The organism is Phyllobacterium myrsinacearum (genome assembly GCF_014138285.1).
GTDB classification, from domain to species: domain Bacteria; phylum Pseudomonadota; class Alphaproteobacteria; order Rhizobiales; family Rhizobiaceae; genus Phyllobacterium; species Phyllobacterium myrsinacearum_A.
In genome coordinates this window covers 902,470-919,855 of record NZ_JACGXN010000001.1, presented here as the reverse complement: position 1 = coordinate 919,855, position 17,386 = coordinate 902,470, and the positions used below count along the sequence as shown (strand labels likewise).

15 protein-coding genes are annotated in these 17,386 nt (G+C 57.4%); 8 read left to right on the top strand and 7 right to left on the bottom strand.

Annotated features, from left to right (window positions below; all coding sequences use genetic code 11):
- The first annotated feature begins 36 nt into the window (after positions 1-36).
- Positions 37-219: a hypothetical protein gene (locus FHW16_RS04590; protein ID WP_182547948.1), complete on the top strand. Its 183-nt coding sequence runs from the start codon at positions 37-39 to the stop codon at positions 217-219.
- 21 nt (positions 220-240) lie between these two features.
- Here the strand turns inward: FHW16_RS04590 and FHW16_RS04585 are convergent, their stop codons facing one another.
- A complete protein-coding gene (locus tag FHW16_RS04585; RefSeq protein ID WP_182547947.1) occupies positions 241-390 on the bottom strand; it encodes a hypothetical protein in 150 nt (49 codons plus the stop codon).
- A gap of 260 nt (positions 391-650) precedes the next feature.
- On the opposite strand from FHW16_RS04585, the gene FHW16_RS04580 reads away from it, so the two are divergent.
- The gene (locus FHW16_RS04580; RefSeq protein ID WP_182547946.1) at positions 651-1,637 is read left to right on the top strand and encodes an aldo/keto reductase; all 987 of its coding nucleotides are present in this window, start codon (positions 651-653) and stop codon (positions 1,635-1,637) included.
- A 24-nt stretch (positions 1,638-1,661) separates the two neighbouring features.
- On the opposite strand, the gene FHW16_RS04575 is transcribed toward FHW16_RS04580, so the two are convergent.
- Genes FHW16_RS04575 through FHW16_RS04565 form a run of 3 tightly spaced genes read right to left on the bottom strand, consistent with a single transcriptional unit; the run spans position 1,662 to position 9,231 of the window.
- Complete coding sequence (locus FHW16_RS04575; RefSeq protein ID WP_182547945.1) at positions 1,662-4,775, bottom strand: efflux RND transporter permease subunit; 3,114 nt, start codon at positions 4,773-4,775, stop codon at positions 1,662-1,664.
- Positions 4,772-7,882, bottom strand: a complete 3,111-nt coding sequence (locus FHW16_RS04570; protein WP_182547944.1) for an efflux RND transporter permease subunit — start codon at positions 7,880-7,882, stop codon at positions 4,772-4,774. Before FHW16_RS04570 ends, FHW16_RS04575 begins: the two co-directional genes overlap by 4 nt.
- On the bottom strand, positions 7,879-9,231 hold the full coding sequence (locus FHW16_RS04565) for an efflux RND transporter periplasmic adaptor subunit (RefSeq protein ID WP_182547943.1): 1,353 nt from the start codon (positions 9,229-9,231) through the stop codon (positions 7,879-7,881). Before FHW16_RS04565 ends, FHW16_RS04570 begins: the two co-directional genes overlap by 4 nt.
- A gap of 187 nt (positions 9,232-9,418) precedes the next feature.
- On the opposite strand from FHW16_RS04565, the gene FHW16_RS04560 reads away from it, so the two are divergent.
- Positions 9,419-10,426, top strand: coding sequence for an AI-2E family transporter (locus FHW16_RS04560; protein ID WP_182547942.1), 1,008 nt, complete (start codon positions 9,419-9,421; stop codon positions 10,424-10,426).
- Here the strand turns inward: FHW16_RS04560 and FHW16_RS04555 are convergent.
- Positions 10,423-10,959: a MarR family winged helix-turn-helix transcriptional regulator gene (locus tag FHW16_RS04555; RefSeq protein WP_182547941.1), complete on the bottom strand. Its 537-nt coding sequence runs from the start codon at positions 10,957-10,959 to the stop codon at positions 10,423-10,425. The two genes, FHW16_RS04560 and FHW16_RS04555, sit on opposite strands and share 4 nt — an antisense overlap.
- A gap of 118 nt (positions 10,960-11,077) precedes the next feature.
- Here FHW16_RS04555 and FHW16_RS04550 point away from each other — a divergent pair, with 118 nt between their 5' ends.
- The 3 genes from FHW16_RS04550 to FHW16_RS04540 all read left to right on the top strand — a co-directional run bounded on the left by FHW16_RS04550 (position 11,078) and on the right by FHW16_RS04540 (position 14,611).
- A complete protein-coding gene (locus tag FHW16_RS04550) occupies positions 11,078-12,616 on the top strand; it encodes an MDR family MFS transporter (protein ID WP_182547940.1) in 1,539 nt (512 codons plus the stop codon).
- 172 nt (positions 12,617-12,788) lie between these two features.
- Positions 12,789-13,613: a DUF2189 domain-containing protein gene (locus FHW16_RS04545; protein ID WP_182547939.1), complete on the top strand. Its 825-nt coding sequence runs from the start codon at positions 12,789-12,791 to the stop codon at positions 13,611-13,613.
- 149 nt (positions 13,614-13,762) lie between these two features.
- A complete protein-coding gene (locus FHW16_RS04540) occupies positions 13,763-14,611 on the top strand; it encodes an alpha/beta fold hydrolase (protein ID WP_182547938.1) in 849 nt (282 codons plus the stop codon).
- Positions 14,612-14,680: 69 nt separating this feature from the next.
- Here the strand turns inward: FHW16_RS04540 and FHW16_RS04535 are convergent, their stop codons facing one another.
- Complete coding sequence (locus FHW16_RS04535; RefSeq protein WP_182547937.1) at positions 14,681-15,913, bottom strand: NADH:flavin oxidoreductase/NADH oxidase family protein; 1,233 nt, start codon at positions 15,911-15,913, stop codon at positions 14,681-14,683.
- Positions 15,914-15,993: 80 nt separating this feature from the next.
- On the opposite strand from FHW16_RS04535, the gene FHW16_RS04530 reads away from it, so the two are divergent.
- On the top strand, positions 15,994-16,404 hold the full coding sequence (locus FHW16_RS04530; RefSeq protein ID WP_182547936.1) for a MerR family transcriptional regulator: 411 nt from the start codon (positions 15,994-15,996) through the stop codon (positions 16,402-16,404).
- Positions 16,405-16,678: 274 nt separating this feature from the next.
- Here FHW16_RS04530 and FHW16_RS04525 read toward each other — a convergent pair whose 3' ends face one another.
- Complete coding sequence (locus FHW16_RS04525; protein WP_182547935.1) at positions 16,679-16,894, bottom strand: helix-turn-helix domain-containing protein; 216 nt, start codon at positions 16,892-16,894, stop codon at positions 16,679-16,681.
- 134 nt (positions 16,895-17,028) lie between these two features.
- Between FHW16_RS04525 and FHW16_RS04520 the strand changes: the two genes are divergently transcribed.
- Positions 17,029-17,340 carry a hypothetical protein gene (locus tag FHW16_RS04520; RefSeq protein ID WP_182547934.1) on the top strand — a complete coding sequence of 104 codons (312 nt, stop codon included), beginning with the start codon at positions 17,029-17,031 and terminating at the stop codon, positions 17,338-17,340.
- The last annotated feature ends 46 nt before the right edge of the window (positions 17,341-17,386 follow it).

The window sequence follows — 17,386 nt, the reverse complement described above, 5'->3', positions numbered from 1 at the left end:
ATACCGATCTTGCTCCAGAAATGGATGGGAAGGGTCATGGCTGTAAAACATGGAATACCGCGTCAACCGGTTGCCACGGTCATACGCACACAGATGGTCAGGCAGGATTTTCGCAACGCGGTTCAATCTTCCGGGCTCTCTCAGGCTGAGAAGGAACTGCCAACGCAGTTTGCCGATCTGCTCAAGCGCCTTGAGAAGGCGGAGAAACGCAGACAATAGCGCTCATGGGGGATTGACGGGTTAGTTTCTATCGGTGTCCTGCATAACCTTGCCCTGAGAGGCGAGATGCGCGTAACGGCCATACTTCGCCGTGTAGTTGACAAAGCTGCCGAAGGATAAGGCAAATGCCACAAAAATAAAAAAGACGATGCCAAGACGTTGTGCAAGCATGACGGATACCTTCTGTGTAACTCATGCGAAGCTATGCGTTCCAACCTGAATGCCTGCAGAACCGGTCGTTCATTCAGCGTTTCAATTTATTAAAATTCTATAAATTCTCTGGCGGGGTCCGGCCCGAAGCTCCTTCACATGATCGCTGATGGCAGCGACGTCCGAGTGTTGATCTCTGTCACAAGGGCGCATAGAGGAGTTGCGAATATCCGATTCCACTATGCGTGCCAGTTTGGCCGCCGCGACAGGGAAAGTTCAGTATGAAAACCAGGATTTTGGGACGCACGGGCTACGAGATTTCGGAGATAGGCTTCGGTGCATGGCAGATCGGGGGCTCTTGGGGTGATGTTTCGGAAGCTGATGGCAAGAAGGCGCTGAATGCCGCGCTCGATGCGGGTGTTACCTTCGTCGATACCGCCGACGTCTATGGCGACGGTCGCTCGGAACGCATTATTGCCGATGTGTTGAAAAGCCGTGGCGGCACGCGCCCGACGGTGGCGACCAAGGCTGGCCGTCGGCTGAATCCGCATGTTTCTGAAGGCTACAATGCCGGGAATCTCGAAGCGTTTGTGGATCGCAGTTTGAAAAATCTGGAAGTGGACACGCTCGATCTGGTCCAGCTCCATTGCCCGCCGACAGAAGTCTATTACCGTCCGGATGTGTTCGAGGCGCTTGATGGGCTGAAAATCAAGGGCAAGATTCGTCATTATGGCGTCTCGGTCGAGAAGGTCGAGGAAGCTTTGAAGGCAATCGAATATCCCGGCGTCGCAACGGTGCAGATCATCTACAATATCTTCCGCCAGCGTCCGCATGACCTCTTCCTGCAGGAAGCGGCCAAGAAGAATGTCGGTGTCATCGTCCGCGTTCCGCTGGCATCGGGTCTGCTGACAGGCAAGCTCAGCGCTCAGACGGTTTTCGCCAAGGAGGATCATCGCAACTTCAATCGGAACGGCGAAGCCTTCGATGTCGGCGAAACCTTTGCCGGTGTGCCGTTCGAGGCGGCACTGGCGGCCGTAGAGGAATTGAAGCCACTGGTGCCGCAGAATGGTTCCATGGTGCAGTTCGCTCTGCGCTGGATTCTGGAGCAGAAGGCGGTCTCGGTGGTTATTCCCGGTGCCCGCAATGAAGCTCAGGCGCATATCAATGCGGGTGCCGGTGATATTGCGGCATTGTCGGCAGCGACACTGGCAAAGATTGCCGAGCTTTATGAACGGTCGATCAAGCCGCACGTGCACCAGAAGTGGTGACATCACTGGTTTGAACGAACCAGTTCAGACAGCACCCGCCGGGTCGAATGGCACGGTGGGTGCCGGTTTTTTGACCGACCAGCGCTGGTGCAGCCGCGCCAGCATCAGATAGATGACGGGGGTCGTGTACAGGGTCAGCACCTGTGACACGATCAGTCCACCGACAATGGTGATGCCGAGAGGCCGCCGCAATTCGGCCCCCGGTCCGGTCGCAATGATCAGGGGGATGGCTCCCATGATGGCGGCAAGCGTTGTCATCAGGATGGGCCGGAAACGCTTGAGGCAGGCCTGATAAATAGCATCTTCCGGTGAAAGACCGAATGTCCGTTCGCCCTGCAACGCGAAATCCACCATCATGATGCCGTTCTTCTTCACGATACCGATGAGAAGAATAATGCCGATAAAGGCGATCAGCGACAGCTCGGTACCTGTTACCACCAGAGCAAGCAGGGCACCAAGCCCGGCTGAAGGCAAAGTGGATATGATGGTCAGCGGATGGGCAAGGCTCTCATAGAGAATGCCCAGCACGATATAGACGGTCAGTAATGCGGCAAGGATGAGCAGCGGTTGGCTGCCGGTGGATTGCGTCAGCGATGCGGCGTCCCCCGCGAACTCCGCGTGCAGCGCATCGGGAAGGTGCATGCCCAGAACGGCGTTCTGTATCGCATTGTTCGCATCTTCCAGTGATGTCCCCAATGCCAGATTATAGGAAATGGTAACGGACGGAAACTGACCCTGATGGTTGACGACAAGCGGGGCCAGCGTGCGTTCGATCTTGGCGACACTGCTGAGCGGTACCTGCATGCCGTCTGTGCCGGTCACATGCAGATTGGCGATCTGCTCGGGGTCCAAAGCGTAGCCGGAGTTTGCTTCAATCACCACCCTGTATTGATTGCGTGCCGAATAGATGGTCGAGACCTGCCGCTGCGAAAAGGCATTGTTGAGAGCGCTGTCGATATCGCCGATGGCGACCCCCATGCGCGCCGCAGCAACCCGGTCTATCGTTACATTGGCCTGCAAACCGTTGGGCTGGCGGTCCGTCGCCACATCGGTCAGTCCCGGTTCCTGTTTCAGGCGGTCAAGCACCCTCGGCGCCCATGTAACGAGTTCGTTGTAATCGGCGTCCCACAGGGTGAATTGGTACTGCGACTGCGTTGACCGCCCGCCCGCGCGTATGTCACCGGGCGAAAAGAGGAATGTCGAGAGACCGGCAACCGAGGCGAGCGATTTGCGCATGCGGTCGATGACGACGGCCGTCGGATCGCGTTCCTTCTCCGGTTTCAGTGAAATCAGCAATTGTCCCCGGTTGACGCCGGAAGAAAAACCGCCACCGCCCACGGAGGAGCCGACGCCAGAAACAGCCGGATCCTGACCGGCTATCGCTGCGGCCTGACGCTGCAATTCAACCATGGCCGGATAGGAGATATCGGTGGATGCCTGCGTCCCGCCCATGATGAAACCGGTGTCATCCTGTGGAAAGAATCCTTTCGGAACTTTCACATAGAGAAAGGCGGTAACGGCCACACACGCGAAAATGACGAGGACTGCCAGAACCCGGTGATACAAAACGCTTTTCAACGTCTGGCCGTAGAAGCCGATAACAGCATCGAGTGTTCCTTCGACGAAACGGCCGAAAACGCCCGGACGTGCGTTGGCATCATGAGCCTTGAGCCTGTGGCCGCAGATCATGGGCGTGACAGTCAGCGATACCACGGTTGATACGGCAATTGTGAATGCGAGGGTGAGCGAGAAAGTCTGAAAGAAGCGTCCGACAATTCCGCCCATGAAGAAGAGAGGAATAAACGCGGCGAGCAATGACAGGCTGATGGAAACGACGGTGAAGCCGATCTGCCGCGCACCTTCAAGTGCCGCCCGCATCGGCTTCATGCCTTCTTCGAGATTGGCATAGATATTCTCGATCATGACGATGGCGTCATCGACGACGAATCCGACCGATACCGCCAGCGCCATCAGCGACAGATTATCAATGGAAAGGCCCCAGGCCCACATGGCGGCAAATGTGCCAGCCAGTGAAAGAGGCACAGTCACACCGGCTGCAATGGTGGGAGTGGCGCGTCGCAGGAAAACCATGACCACGGCCATCACGAGGCAGATGGTCGCCAGAAGTGTCCACTGCATATCATTCACGCTGGCATGGATGGTCGTGGTTCGGTCAGACAGAACAGCTACGTCGATGCCCGGGGGGATCAGGCGTTTCAGATCAGGCAGCAACGTTTTCACCGCATCAACGGTGGCGATAACATTGGCATTGGCCTGTTTCGTGATGTTGAGAAGAACCGAGGGCTTGCCATTGTACCAGGCATCGGAGCGGCTGTTGCGTACGCCCTGCTCGACCGTTGCGATATCCGACAGGCGTACTGCTGTTCCATTACCGCTGCGGATAATGATCCGGCCGTAATCCTCCGGCGTTTTCAATTGCGCATTGGTACCGATGGAGTAGGCAAAATCACTGCCGTCGATCGACCCGACCGGTTCAGCTACATTGGCGTTGGTGATGGCAGTGCGGACCGTGTCAAGCGACATGCCCATGGCCGCCAGGCGGTCCGGATTGAAGCGGACGCGGATGGCCGGTTGATCCGCTCCGCTGGCCGTCACTTCGCCAACACCTTCGACCTGGGAAATACGTTGGACGATGACCGTGTCAGCCGCATCATAAATGGCACTTGCCGATACGGTATCCGATGTCAGAGCCAGAATAAGCACGGGCGCTGCAGCTGGATTGACCTTGCGGAAACTGGGCAGAGAGGGAAGGTCGGAAGGCAAATCGGTCGCGGCGGCATTGAGGGCGGCCTGCACGTCCTGTGCCGCGCCGTCGACGTCGCGGGACAGATCGAACTGGACCGTGATGTTGGTGGAACCAAGCGAACTGACGGAGGTGAGTTCCGTGACACCCGCTATGGAGCCGAGGCGCCGCTCCAGCGGTGCAGCAACGCTGGCGGCCATGGTGGCTGGATCGGCACCGGGGCGGCTGGCGGAAACGCGGATCGTCGGCAAGTCAACGGAAGGCAAACTCGCGACCGGCAGAAAGCCATAGGCCACAATGCCAAGGATCAGCAGACCCAGCGCCAGAAGCGTGGTGCCGACAGGTCTGCGGATGAATGGCCCGGAAAAGTTCATACGCTGCCATCCGCTTCAGGGGCAGGCGTGCCGGTTGGCCGGCCGACGACACGGCTGCGCAGGCGTTCGAAACCGAGATAGATGACCGGTGTTGTATAGAGCGTCAGAAGTTGGCTGAGTACGAGACCGCCAATAATGCTGATGCCAAGCGGAATGCGCAGTTCAGAGCCGGTTCCCTGGGCGAGTGCCAGTGGCAACGCGCCGAAAAGCGCAGCGAGGGTCGTCATCATGATCGGGCGGAAACGCAGGATCGATGCTTTGACAATGGCCTCTCGCGGGTCGAGCCCTTCCGTCCGTTCCGCTTCGAGTGCAAAGTCAATCATCATGATCGCGTTCTTTTTCACAATGCCCATCAGGAGGACGATACCGATGAGCGCGATGATCGAAAGGTCCTGGCCGAAGAGCATCAGGGCGACCAGTGCACCGACACCGGCCGAAGGCAATGTGGAGAGAATGGTGATGGGGTGGATGGCGCTCTCGTAAAGCACACCCAGCACGATGTAGATCGTGACGATTGCTGCGAGAATGAGCCATGGTTCACCCGCCAGCGAACTTGCAAATTCCGCTGCATCGCCTGAATATTGCCCGCGGATGGTCTCGGGCATGGCTATCGCCTTTTCAGCCGATTTGATCGCTGCGACCGCGTGGCTCAACGACGAGCCCGGCGCGAGATCGAAACTTACCGTCACGGCGGGAAACTGCTCATCGTGGCCGATGACGAGGGGCGCAGTCGTGAATGAGGCCGTAGCGAAGGCACTCAGCTGCACCTGTGCTCCGCCGGTGCCGCTGACATAGAGTTTGTCGAGGGATTTCGGATCGGCCTGATACTGCGGCGAGGCTTCAAGGATGATGCGATATTGGTTTGCCTGTCCGTAAATCGTGCCAATCTGGCGCTGCCCGAAGGCATCGTTGAGTGTATCGCTGACTGCCTGCATCGAGACACCGAGTCTGGACGCAGTTTCCCGGTCGACATTGACGAAGATCCGGCCGCCACCCATTTCGATTTCCGAAGCCACATTGATCAAAGCCGGGTCGCGTTGCAGTTCTTTGGCAAGCCGCTGCGACCAATCGATCACTGTCGCCGTATCGGTGCCCGTCAGCGTGTACTGGTACGGCGCGCGGCTGGAGCGCGTGCTGATCCGGATATCCTGCACGCTCTGGAACGTGACTTGCACGCCGGGAATGCCAGTGGTTTCGGTTCGCAGGCGGTCAATGATCTGTGCCGCTGAATCCGATCTCTGGTCCTGTGGTTTCAATACAAGGCTAAGCGTGCCGGTGTTGGGAGTAAGATTGGTTGTACTGGTTCCGACAACCGAGACAACGCCTGCCACATCTGGATCGTGTTGCAGCCTGTCCGTCACGATCGCCTGGGTTCGTTTGATTGCCTCGAAAGAGGTCGTCGGTTCGGTTTCAATGATTGCTGTTATCAGTCCGGTGTCCTGCGAGGGCAAGAAGCCCTTGGGAATAATGACATATAGCGCAACTGTTGCTGCGAGTGTGATGGCCGTCAGCAGCAGCATGAGTTTGCTGCGGTCGAGTGCCCAAAGAAGGCTGCGGCGGTATCCCGCGATAACCTTGTCCATCCATTGGTCGATACCATGCAGCACACCACGGCGCTCGCCTTCTGCCTTGCCGCGCAGTATCCGTGCGCACATCATGGGGGTGAGTGTGAGCGAGACGATGGCGGACACGACAACGGCAATAGTCAGTGTCAGGGCGAACTCGCGGAACATGCGCCCGACAATGCCTGTCATGAAGAGGAGGGGGATAAACACGGCAATCAGCGAGACGGTCAGCGATATAATGGTGAAGCCGATTTCGCCGGCGCCTTTGAGCGCTGCTTCGAGCGGTCCTTCGCCGTCTTCGATATGGCGGACGATATTTTCGATCATCACAATGGCATCGTCGACGACAAAGCCGGTGCCGATGGTCAGTGCCATCAAAGAAAGATTGTCGAGACTGAAACCGGCAAACCACATCACGCCGAAGGTCGCGACAAGCGACAGGGGCAGCGCAACACCGGCGATAATGGTGGCGCGAACGGTTCTCAGGAAGATGAAGACGACAAGAATGACCAGCGCAATACTGATCGCCAGAGTCAGTTGCACATCATGGATGGATGCGCGGATCGTGTTGGTCCGGTCATTCACCACATCCAGCGTCACGCCCGCGGGCAGGGCCTGCTTGAGGCGGGGTAACTGCTGCAGCACGCGGCTCACCGTGTCGATGACGTTGGCGCCGGGCTGGCGCATCACATCGATCACCACGGCTGGTTCGCCTTGATACCAGGCACCGACGCGGGAATTCTCCAGTCCTTCGACAACCGTCGCCACATCCTTGAGCAGGACAGGGGAGCCGTTCTTGTAAGCAACGATGATGGAATTATAGGTCTGCGGATCAACGATCTGATCGTTGGCTGAAATTGTGTAGGACTGGTGGGTGCCGTCGAGTGCACCTTTTGCGCCCGCAACACTGGCATTGGTGATCGCAGTCCTGATGTCTTCAAGTGCTATGCCATAGGATGCCAGACGCGGCAGGTCTGCTTGGATGCGCACAGCCGGGCGCACGCCACCTTGAATATTCACGTTGCCGACGCCGGTCACCTCACTCAGGCGCTGTGCCATCATGGTATCGGCGAAATCACTGAGGTTACGGATGGAATAGCTTTTGGAGCGCAGGGCAAGCGTGATGATCGGTGTATCGGCAGGATTCACTTTTGCATAGGTAGGCGGGTAAGGCAGGGTTTTCGGCAGCAGAGAACCGGCTGCGTTGATCGCGGCCTGCACATCTTGCGCAGCGCCGTCAATATCGCGATCAAGGTCGAACTGGAGCGTTACCTGACTGATGCCGAATGCACTCGATGACACCATGGAGGACAACGAGGGTATCTGCCCCAATTGGCGCTCCAGCGGGGCGGTGACGAGGGACGCCATCGTATCCGGATTGGCGCCCGGCAGCTGCGTCGTCACCTGAATCGTCGGGAAATCCACCTGCGGCAATGGCGCGACCGGCAATGCGAGATAGCCGAGAATGCCGCCGAGCAGCACGGCAATGCCCAGAAGCGAGGTTGCTATGGGCCTGTGGATGAAAGGTGTCGAAACACTCATTTCGCAGTCCCGTTTTCGGTCTCTCCGCCGTTGGTGCCACCGCTTTGCTGGTTACGCCGCTTGTGCTGCCGCTCGCCGCCTTTTCCAGTGCCATCCGGCTTTTTGTCATCGGCTGTGGGTGTCGTATCGGACGCAGGTGCCGCCCCCTGATCCGCGCTACCAGTGACCTGAACCTTGGCACCGTCCTGCAGACGGGCAAATCCTGTTGTAATGATCCGATCTCCCGCTGCAACGCCGTTGGTGATGACCGCCTGTACATCGTCCTGTTGTCCGACGGTCACCGGATGCATGGCGACGGTATCATCCGGCTGAAGCAGGTAGACAAAAGTTCCTGTCGGGCCACGCTGCACGGATGCGGTGGGTACGACAATCGCGCCGGTCAAAGTCTGTACGAGCAGGCGGGCATTGACGAAAGCACCCGGCCAGAGGACGAGTTTGTCATTGGGAAAGTTCGCCTTGAGCTTGACCGTGCCTGTCGTCGGATCAACCTGATTATCGATGACGGCAAGTGTACCGCTGTCGATAATGGTTTTTCCATCGCCCGACAGTGCCTGCACGCTCAGCGCGTTGGCGGCGCTTGCCACATTGATCTTTGCCAGCTGTTGCTGAGGGATCGAAAACTGCACAGAAATCGGCTTGATCTGCGAAAGCGTGACGATACCCGTCGTGTCGGATGTGCTGACGATATTGCCGACATCGACATTGCGGATACCGGTCCGCCCGTCGATCGGGGCACGGATGATGGTGTAGTCAAACGTTGCCTGTGCACTTTCAATGGCGGCTTCATCGGATTTGAGCTGTGCTTCGTACTGCGCCACCAGCGCGCGTTGGGTATCTGCCTGCTGTTGTGTGCCTGCATTCGTCTGGGCAAGGCGGATGTAGCGTTCGAGATCCAGCTTGGTATTGGCCAGCAGCGCTTCGTCCTGTGCTTTCTTGGCTATGGCCTGATCAAGTTGTGCGCGATAGATGGCGTCATCGATACGGGCAAGCACGTCGCCCGCCTTCACATCCTGCCCTTCCTGAAATTCAATGGCAGCAAGCTTGCCGCTGACCTGCGAGCGCACCACGACAGAGTTCAGCGGCCGGACAGATCCGACGCCGTCGATATAAACAGGAACATCAGCAGATTTAGCCTCTGCAACCAGAACGGGTGTCGGGCCAAGGCTCTGGCCGCCGCCGCGCCTCCCGCCGCCACGGCGTCCGCTTTCCCGTTGACCATCGGCCGGCGCGGCAGCATTTTGTGTTGCAGCGCCCCGGGTGCTCCACCAGCGGTCGCGTGTCACATATGCGCCGGCGCCGAGTGCAGCAATGACCAGGATCACTACCAGGACACGCGATTTCGATACCATTCATTCACCTGTTCTTGCCATCCCTCGAAAGGGTCTAAGAGAAACAGGACATTAGCGGGTATTGGGGCCGCTTGGAAATTACCGGCACCATTAAATTTTGTCCATACTCAAGCGGCTTTTGCTTGCGCCCGGGAGGCTTTCAAGGCTAGGAACAATTTGAAACAGATAGCCCTTCTCAAGGTGCCACTTGCTGACTGCCACAAGGCTCTATGTCGCGTCTTTTGTATTGACGCTTATCGCTCTCATTGCCGTCCTGCAGCTTGGACTGCTTTCGGCCCTTTTGTCGGGACTTCTCGTCTATAATCTGGTCCATCTCGCGGCTCCTGTGCTGGGTAAGCTGGGCGTTTCCAATAGCTTGACGAAGACATTGGCTCTGGCTCTGCTGGCGGCGATTTTCATCCTTTTGATTGTCGCGGCGGTGATGAGCGGTCTCGGGCAATTGACCAATGGCTCCGAAGGTGTTGTCTCGCTTTTCAAGAAGATGGCAGAAATCATCGACACGGCGCAGGTTCATGTGCCGGACTGGGCGAAGGATTATTTTCCATCCAACCTTGATGAGCTGGAATCCATCGCCGCCAAATGGCTGCGTGAGCATGCCGGTCAACTACAGCTCGTTGGCCGCGATTTTGGCGTGCTGATTGTCCGCATCATTGTTGGCATGGTGATTGGCGGCTTGATCGCGCTGAGCTCCGTCAATTCCTCGCGCCAGCCGGGCCCTCTGGCGGTGGCACTTGTTGACCGGGTGAGCCTGCTTAGCGGCGCATTCCGCAATATCGTCTTTTCACAGATCCGCATTTCTGCACTGAACACGTTCCTGACGGCGATTTACCTCGTCGTCATCCTGCCGATTCTCGGCGTGCATCTGCCTCTCGTGAAGACCATGATCGTCGTCACTTTTGTCGCCGGTCTTTTGCCTGTTATCGGCAACCTGATTTCCAACACGATCATCGTCGTTGTCGGGCTCAGTGTGTCATTCATGGCGGCGATTGGCTCGCTTGCCTTCCTGATTGTTATTCACAAGCTCGAATACTTCATGAATGCACGCATCATCGGCGCCCGGATCAAGTCCCGTTCCTGGGAATTGCTGCTGGCGATGGTTGTGATGGAGGCGTGGTTTGGCGTGGCGGGTCTCATTGCCGCGCCAATTTATTACGCCTATCTGAAAGATGAGCTCACGCTGCGCAAACTTATCTAGTCTGTCCGTTCCATTGGGTCCGTCACATTGCGTGCGAAAAGCTGTTCGAAGCCGTCAACATATTTTTCAAAGAGCTGAGAGAAGATTTCAATTTCCTCGGGTGACCAGTCTGCAACCACACTTTCGACAATAGACTGTTTCTGTGCGTGAAGTTCGGCGACCAGGCGTTGTCCGAGCGCTGTCATGACCACGACGATCCGTCGTGCGTCGGTCTGGGATGCCTTCCGGCGCAGCACGTTCTTGGTGACCATCTCGGCCACGATGCGGCTGGCGCGCGAGGGGTCGATCCGCAGGGTTTCAGCAATGACGCCGACCGTGACTTCGCCGGTGAGTTCGCCGCGCCTGACTGCGTCGAGAACGTCGAGGTGGGTCAGTTCGAGGCCGGGCGCGACGTTCTGAATAGCAAGGCGGCCAATCACCCGCCTGCCTGTCATCAGCCGCATACGGGTCATCACCCGGCCGATACGCAGGAGATCGTCGTCCGTCCTGGTTTCCGGGGTTTCAATTTTTTGTGTCGCCGTAGTTTCTGTCATGATTCGAGCATAACAGATGCCTATCGGCTTTAAAATATGCAAAAGGCATTAAAGTGCGATTGACATATGTATGCTAATAGCACATAAAGCGCATTATTCAAACCGGATACAAAATTCCATGGATATGACGAACACGTTCGAACCGCTTGTTGCGGACCCGCGCCGGCGGATGATGCTTTTCTATTTCCTCATGGCTACCATGTTCATGGCCGTCCTTGACAACCAGATCGTGTCGACAGCGCTTCCCACCATCGTCGGTGAGTTCGGCCAGCTTGAGCGCTTCGCCTGGATAGGCTCCGCCTATCTGCTCGCTGTCAGTGCGGTCATGCCTGTTTACGGCAAGCTGGGTGACCTCTTCGGGCGCAAATATGTGATGATCGTCGCGATATCCATCTTCACCCTTGGTTCCGCGGTCTGTGGCCTCGCTATTTCCATGAACACGCTTATTGCAGCGCGCGTCCTTCAGGGGTTGGGCGGCGGCGGCGTAATGGTCTCGATCTTTTCCGTTACGGCCGATCTGTTCGAACCGCGCGAGCGCGCCCGCTACCAGAGCTATATCAGCCTTGTTTTCATGGCCTCCGGTGCCATCGGGCCGGTGCTCGGCGGCACGATGAGTGATCTGTTCGGCTGGCGGTCGATCTTTCTTATCAATCTGCCGATCGGCCTTGCAGTTATCGCCGGACTTGCCTTCATGCTTCCCTACCGCAAACCGGCGCGCAAGCCGAAGATTGATTATGCCGGTGCCGTTCTGCTCGCCCTGACCACGACCAGCCTCGTTCTGGCGGCTGATGGCGCGCAACTGTTCGGCTCGCTGCTGGCACCACAAACCGTTTCGATTTTCGTATTCGGTGTCCTGTGTGCGACGACATGGGTCTTCATCGAGCGCCGTGCGCCCGAACCGATCGTTCCGCTGTCCCTGTTCCGGAATTCGACTTTCACCCTGTTCCTGATCATTTCAATCGCCAGCGGTTCGATCGCCATCGGCATGGTCAATTATTTTGCCTTCTTCCTGCAGACTACAACAGGCCTTTCGCCGTCACTCGCGGGCCTGCTGTTCATTCTGCTGACAGGCGGTATTGTCGGCGGTTCGCTGCTGACCGGCCGTATCATTTCAATCACCGGCCGCTACAAATATCTGTCGGTGGCCAGTCTTACGCTCAGTGCCATTGCCTTTGGCCTGCTCACCCAAGTGCATGCGGGAACCCCGGTCGCAGTCATTGGCCTCCTCATGCTCATGCATGGTCTCGGCATCGGCGTGGGTCAGCAGCTTCCAATCATAGGAGTGCAGAATGCGGCGGGCAGCCGTGATGTCGGCGCCGCGACCGGGTCCGTGTCACTGGCCCGCATGGCAGGAGCCTCGATTGCGATGTCGGCCTATGGTGCGATCATCGCGGCCAACATGCCGCGTGATGCCGGAGCCATTCCCGGCGTGAGCAATATCGCTGAACTGACGCCCAAGATGATGGCGGCGCTTCCCGAGGAAACGCGCCAGATCCTTGCTGAAAGTTATGCCGCGGCATTTACGCCGCTGTTCCTGACGGCCGCCTGTATCGCCCTGTTCGGGTTGTTGATGGCGATGCTCCTCAAGCCGGTGCAGTTGCCTGGAGCCGGTGCGGCCAAGAATGCGGACGCCGCTGTCGCCGAGGCTGCCGAATAGATAGTGTCCGCCAACTGTTCAACTTCCCGTCAGATGCCCGTCGGCCGCTGGTATTCTGCGGCCGATGGGCGTATCCTTTTTCCCACGTGCAAGTATCGGTCCCAAGGGCTCATCTTCACAATGCGCCATTACAAGGCCGTTACACCCTCGAACCAGATTGGGAGAAATGGTTATGGCGCAGTTTCATGTCATTGCAGGTGCAACAGATAATCCCGTTATTCCACAGGTGCGCCGCATCGGCGTATCGGATCTGTTCGAGGCTTTGCGGGAGGGCTTTGAAGACTTCTGGGCAAAACCGTCCCATTACGTTTTTCTCTGCCTGATCTATCCCGTCGCCGGACTGGTGCTGATGCGCTGGACTTCCGGCTCCAACGCCTTGGCACTACTCTATCCCCTGATGTCCGGCTTTGCCCTGATCGGGCCCTTTGCGGCGATCGGGCTCTACGAGATCAGTCGACGGCGCGAACTCAATCTCGACACGTCATGGCGGCATGCCTTCGATGTCAGGAAATCACCGGCTATTCCGTCCATTCTGGCAGTAGGTGCGTTGCTTTTCGTGCTTTTCGTCGCCTGGCTACTGACAGCACAACGGCTTTATGAAGGGCTGTTCGGTCCTGATGCGCCTGTTTCCATTGCCACTTTCCTGCAGCAGGTCTTCAATACGGCCGAAGGCTGGCGGCTCATTCTCGTTGGGAATGCGGTCGGCTTCGTCTTTGCAGTTGCCGTCCTTTGCATGACGGTGATCGCGTTCCCGCTGATGCTCGACCGGGACGTCGGTGCTGCCGTTGCCATTTACACCTCCATCAAGGCCGTTGCGGCCAATCCGGTTACCATGGCGCTGTGGGGCCTGATGGTTGCCGTGCTGCTTCTGGTCGGCTTCGTCACCATCTTTGCCGGACTGGCCGTGATCATTCCGGTGCTTGGCCATGCCACGTGGCACCTCTACCGCAAGCTCGTGGTCCCCGAAGGCGTTCGCACGGCGAGGGCGGCCCGCTAAAACATCTCTCTCGTGTGGAAAAGTGCGGCGCTTAAGCGCCGCACTTTTTGTTTGTCGAGCAGACTGAAGCACCGATCCCATTGCGGCCTTGGCTGAAAAGTGCTGATCTTTCTACCCGCAGGTGCGCTGCTTTGTCATGGAGAGCAATCATGAACTTGAAGACGTTTCTTCTGTCACTGGGACTTCTCTTAGCTGCCGGTGCGGCTGCCGCGCCCGCCGCCGAGCGCTGGGAGCAATTACCGGATCCCGCGCCCATGCCGGTTGCCATCAAGACCGGCACCGCCCCGGTCAACGGTATCCAGATGTATTATGCGGTCTATGGATCCGGCTCGCCTGTGCTGCTCATCCACGGCGGGCTTGGCTACAGCGATGTCTGGGGTAGTCAGGTGGCCGATCTGGCCAAGGACCATATGGTCATCGTTGCCGACAGTCGCGGCCATGGACGTTCCACCCGCAATGCCGATCCTTTCAGCTATGACCTGATGTCGTCGGACTATCTTGCCCTGCTCGATTATCTGAAAGTGGACAAGACGGCGCTGGTCGGCTGGAGCGATGGCGGTATCATCGGCATCGACATCGCCATGCACCACCCGGAGCGCCTGACCAAGGTTTTTGCGCAGGCCGCCAACACCAAAGTGGACGGGGTCAAGCCGGACGTGCTGCAGAACAAGACCTTTGCCGGGTACATCGACAAGGCGGGTGAAGTGTACAGGAAGATCTCACCGACGCCGACCGAGTACGATGCCTTTGTCGAGCAGATCAGCAACATGTGGGCCAGCCAGCCGAACTGGACTGACGATGACCTGAAAAAGATCAAGACGCCCATTGCCGTCGTTCTGGGTGATCATGACGAAGCGGTCAGCCGCGAGCATACGGATTACATGGCCAAGACCATTCCCGGTGCCAAGCTGGTAATACTGGACAATGCCAGCCACTTCGCCATGCTGCAGGACCCTGCAGGTTACAATAAAGCGGTGCGCGATTTTATCGATAAGTAGGGGTGATACGGGTGAATTCGCGTCGGGCTTTGGTTTCTGACGCGAATGCTGCAAGTGCGTGAATGTTTCTTATGACGCTGAAGATGTCATCCAGCGACGGTATTTCCTGACAAGGCGTGCCGTCTTGAACTGCGAAATCAACAGCGCCTTGACAGGCGACACTTTGGGAACTGGCGCCCGATCCATGCTTAACCGCGCTAGCTGATACTTTACCACCGCCATGCTGGCGAGTGAGGCAAGAACCTTGTTTTTCCAGTGGATTGGCGGCAGTTCAGGACGCGGGTCAGTTCCTTGCTGCCAGATCACGGGCAGATCGGGGCGAATTGCCAGCGCCGTGCCGATACCGGCCATTGCCACGCCGCTGTCCAGCACCGTTTGCACAATCTCCATCCGGCGGATACCGCCAGTGACCATAACAGGCATTCTGGCAATGGCGGCGATATCCTTGGCGAATTCAAGGAAATACGCCTCGCGGTTCAATGTACGGCCGTCACGGGCGCTGCCCTGCATGGCAGGCGCTTCATAACTGCCGCCCGAGAGCTCGACGAGATCGACATTCTCGTCATTGAGCATTTCGACGACACGTTTTGCATCGTCAGCATCAAATCCTCCGCGCTGAAAGTCAGCCGAATTCAATTTGACGGCCACCGAAAAATCTGGCGATACAACAGCACGCACCTCCCTGACAGTTTCGAGCAACAGTCGGGCCCGGTTCTCGAGCGAACCGCCCCATATGTCATCCCGGCGATTGGTCCGGGGCGACAGGAACTGGCTGATCAGGTAGCCGTGCGCCGCATGAATCTGGACACCGGCAAATCCCGCCGTTTCGGCAATCTTGGCGGCGTTGGCGAAGCGCAGGATGATTGCATGGATGTCGTGTTCCGTCATGGCTTTAGGCACAGGGAACAGTTTCGAATGCTTTCCCAAGTCGAGTGCCACAACTGAAGGTGCCAGCGTTTCCTGCCCCATGCCTTTCATCATCTGGCGGCCGGGATGATTGAGCTGGACCCACATCTGTGCGCCCTTGGCCTGACCAGTCCGCGCCCATGTGCGAAAGGCCGCAAGGTTGCTCTCATCTTCCAGCACGACCCCGCCGGGACCGGTCATGGCGCGGCGGTCAATCATGACGTTGCCCGTCAGGATCAATCCGGCGCCACCATCGGCCCAGGCCTTGTAGAGTTTCAAGAGAGCTGGGGAGGGCGCGTGTGCCGCATCCGCCATGTTTTCCTCCATTGCGGCCTTGGCAATGCGATTTGGAATGATGCTCCCATTGGGGAGGGTAAGGGATTCGAATGGAGACATTTTTCAATACCAGTAAGTTGACGTTGGCATGGGTCTAACGTTAAAGTGAACTTTAGGGTCAAGCGGAAAATAGATGCATCATGAAAATAGGCGAACTTGCCCAGCAGACGGGGTTGGCACCGTCAAAGATTCGGTTCTACGAAGCGGAAGGCCTGATCGGCACGGTTGATCGCAGCCTTGGCGGTTACCGGCAATATCCGGCGCGCACGAAGAAAGTGCTGGAGCTGATCATGCTTGCCCAGCAGGCCGGGTTTTCTCTCGCCGAAATTCGCAAACTGGTTTCGCAGCAGGGCAAGGGTCCCGTGGGTCACGACGTGATGCTGGCGGGCTTGCGGAAGAAGCTTGCCGAGGTCGAGGTGCTGCAGAAGAAACTTGCCGAAACGCGCGCCAGTCTAAGATTGGTCATCGAGCGGATCGAGAACACGCCTCCGGGCGGTGATTGCTTTGAATGCACAGACGGCGTTTTGGAAGATCTTCGCGGCAAGCTGTGACGGGATGAGATATCTGACATCGAAATCTTGTAGGCGGCGTAGCAATCGCGCGTGGTTCGCCCTTCGACATCCTCAGGAAGCTCACCATGAGGGAGGGGGTTGGTTGCAGGGAGCTACACTTTCCAATAATGAGCTTCCTAAACCTGTCGAAGACAATGTTGATCGCCAAAGTTGCAGAACCTAGCTCCCTGCAATCCTCACTCTCCCTCATGGTGAGCTTGTCGAACCACGCACAATCGAAATGCCAATCATTCAAGATTCGCTGCAATTCATATCAACTATTGCTCGGCATCAAAAGTATGTGAGGCAGGACTCCAAGTGCTTTCGCCAAACGGTCAATCACTAGGACGGTCGGATTTCTTACGCCGCGCTCGACGCCACTGATGTAGGTTCGGTGCAATTCCGTCTCAAAGGCAAGCTTTTCCTGGGACAAGCCGCGCTCTTCCCGAATTCTTCTCACATTTCTGCCAACGACATGCCTTGAGTCCATAGAGGGCATGTGGCCAGTGATGTAGTTTTTAAGTCTACACACTATGAGTAACAACAGGCAGAAAACGCTAGCTACATGCGGTCACTATGTGTATACTATAAGTCACAATTCACGCCGAGCTTTTTGGTAACGCCATGGAGTCTTATAATTTCTGGCAGGATTTTTTCGATACATACCAGTCGTTGTCGGACTGGCTTAAAATTCTATGGCTGATCATTCCGCCTGCCTTCGTGCTGGGGCTGGTGGCGCTGACACTGCGCTTCCGCATCGAGCGCAGGCAGGCGGCAAGGGGCGCCGAGGGCGAGCTGGTCTATTCCATCCACCGCGATACTGATAACCGGGTTCACATTGTCAGCCACACGCCCCTGGTCGAGCAGGGCGCACCGTTGCTCCTGCTCGATCCGGCCGGTGTCAGCGAACCGGGACGTGACCTGATCCGCAAATAAGGTGTGGATCACTTCGATGTGTTTTTTTGTTGCTTCGCCCTGTGTG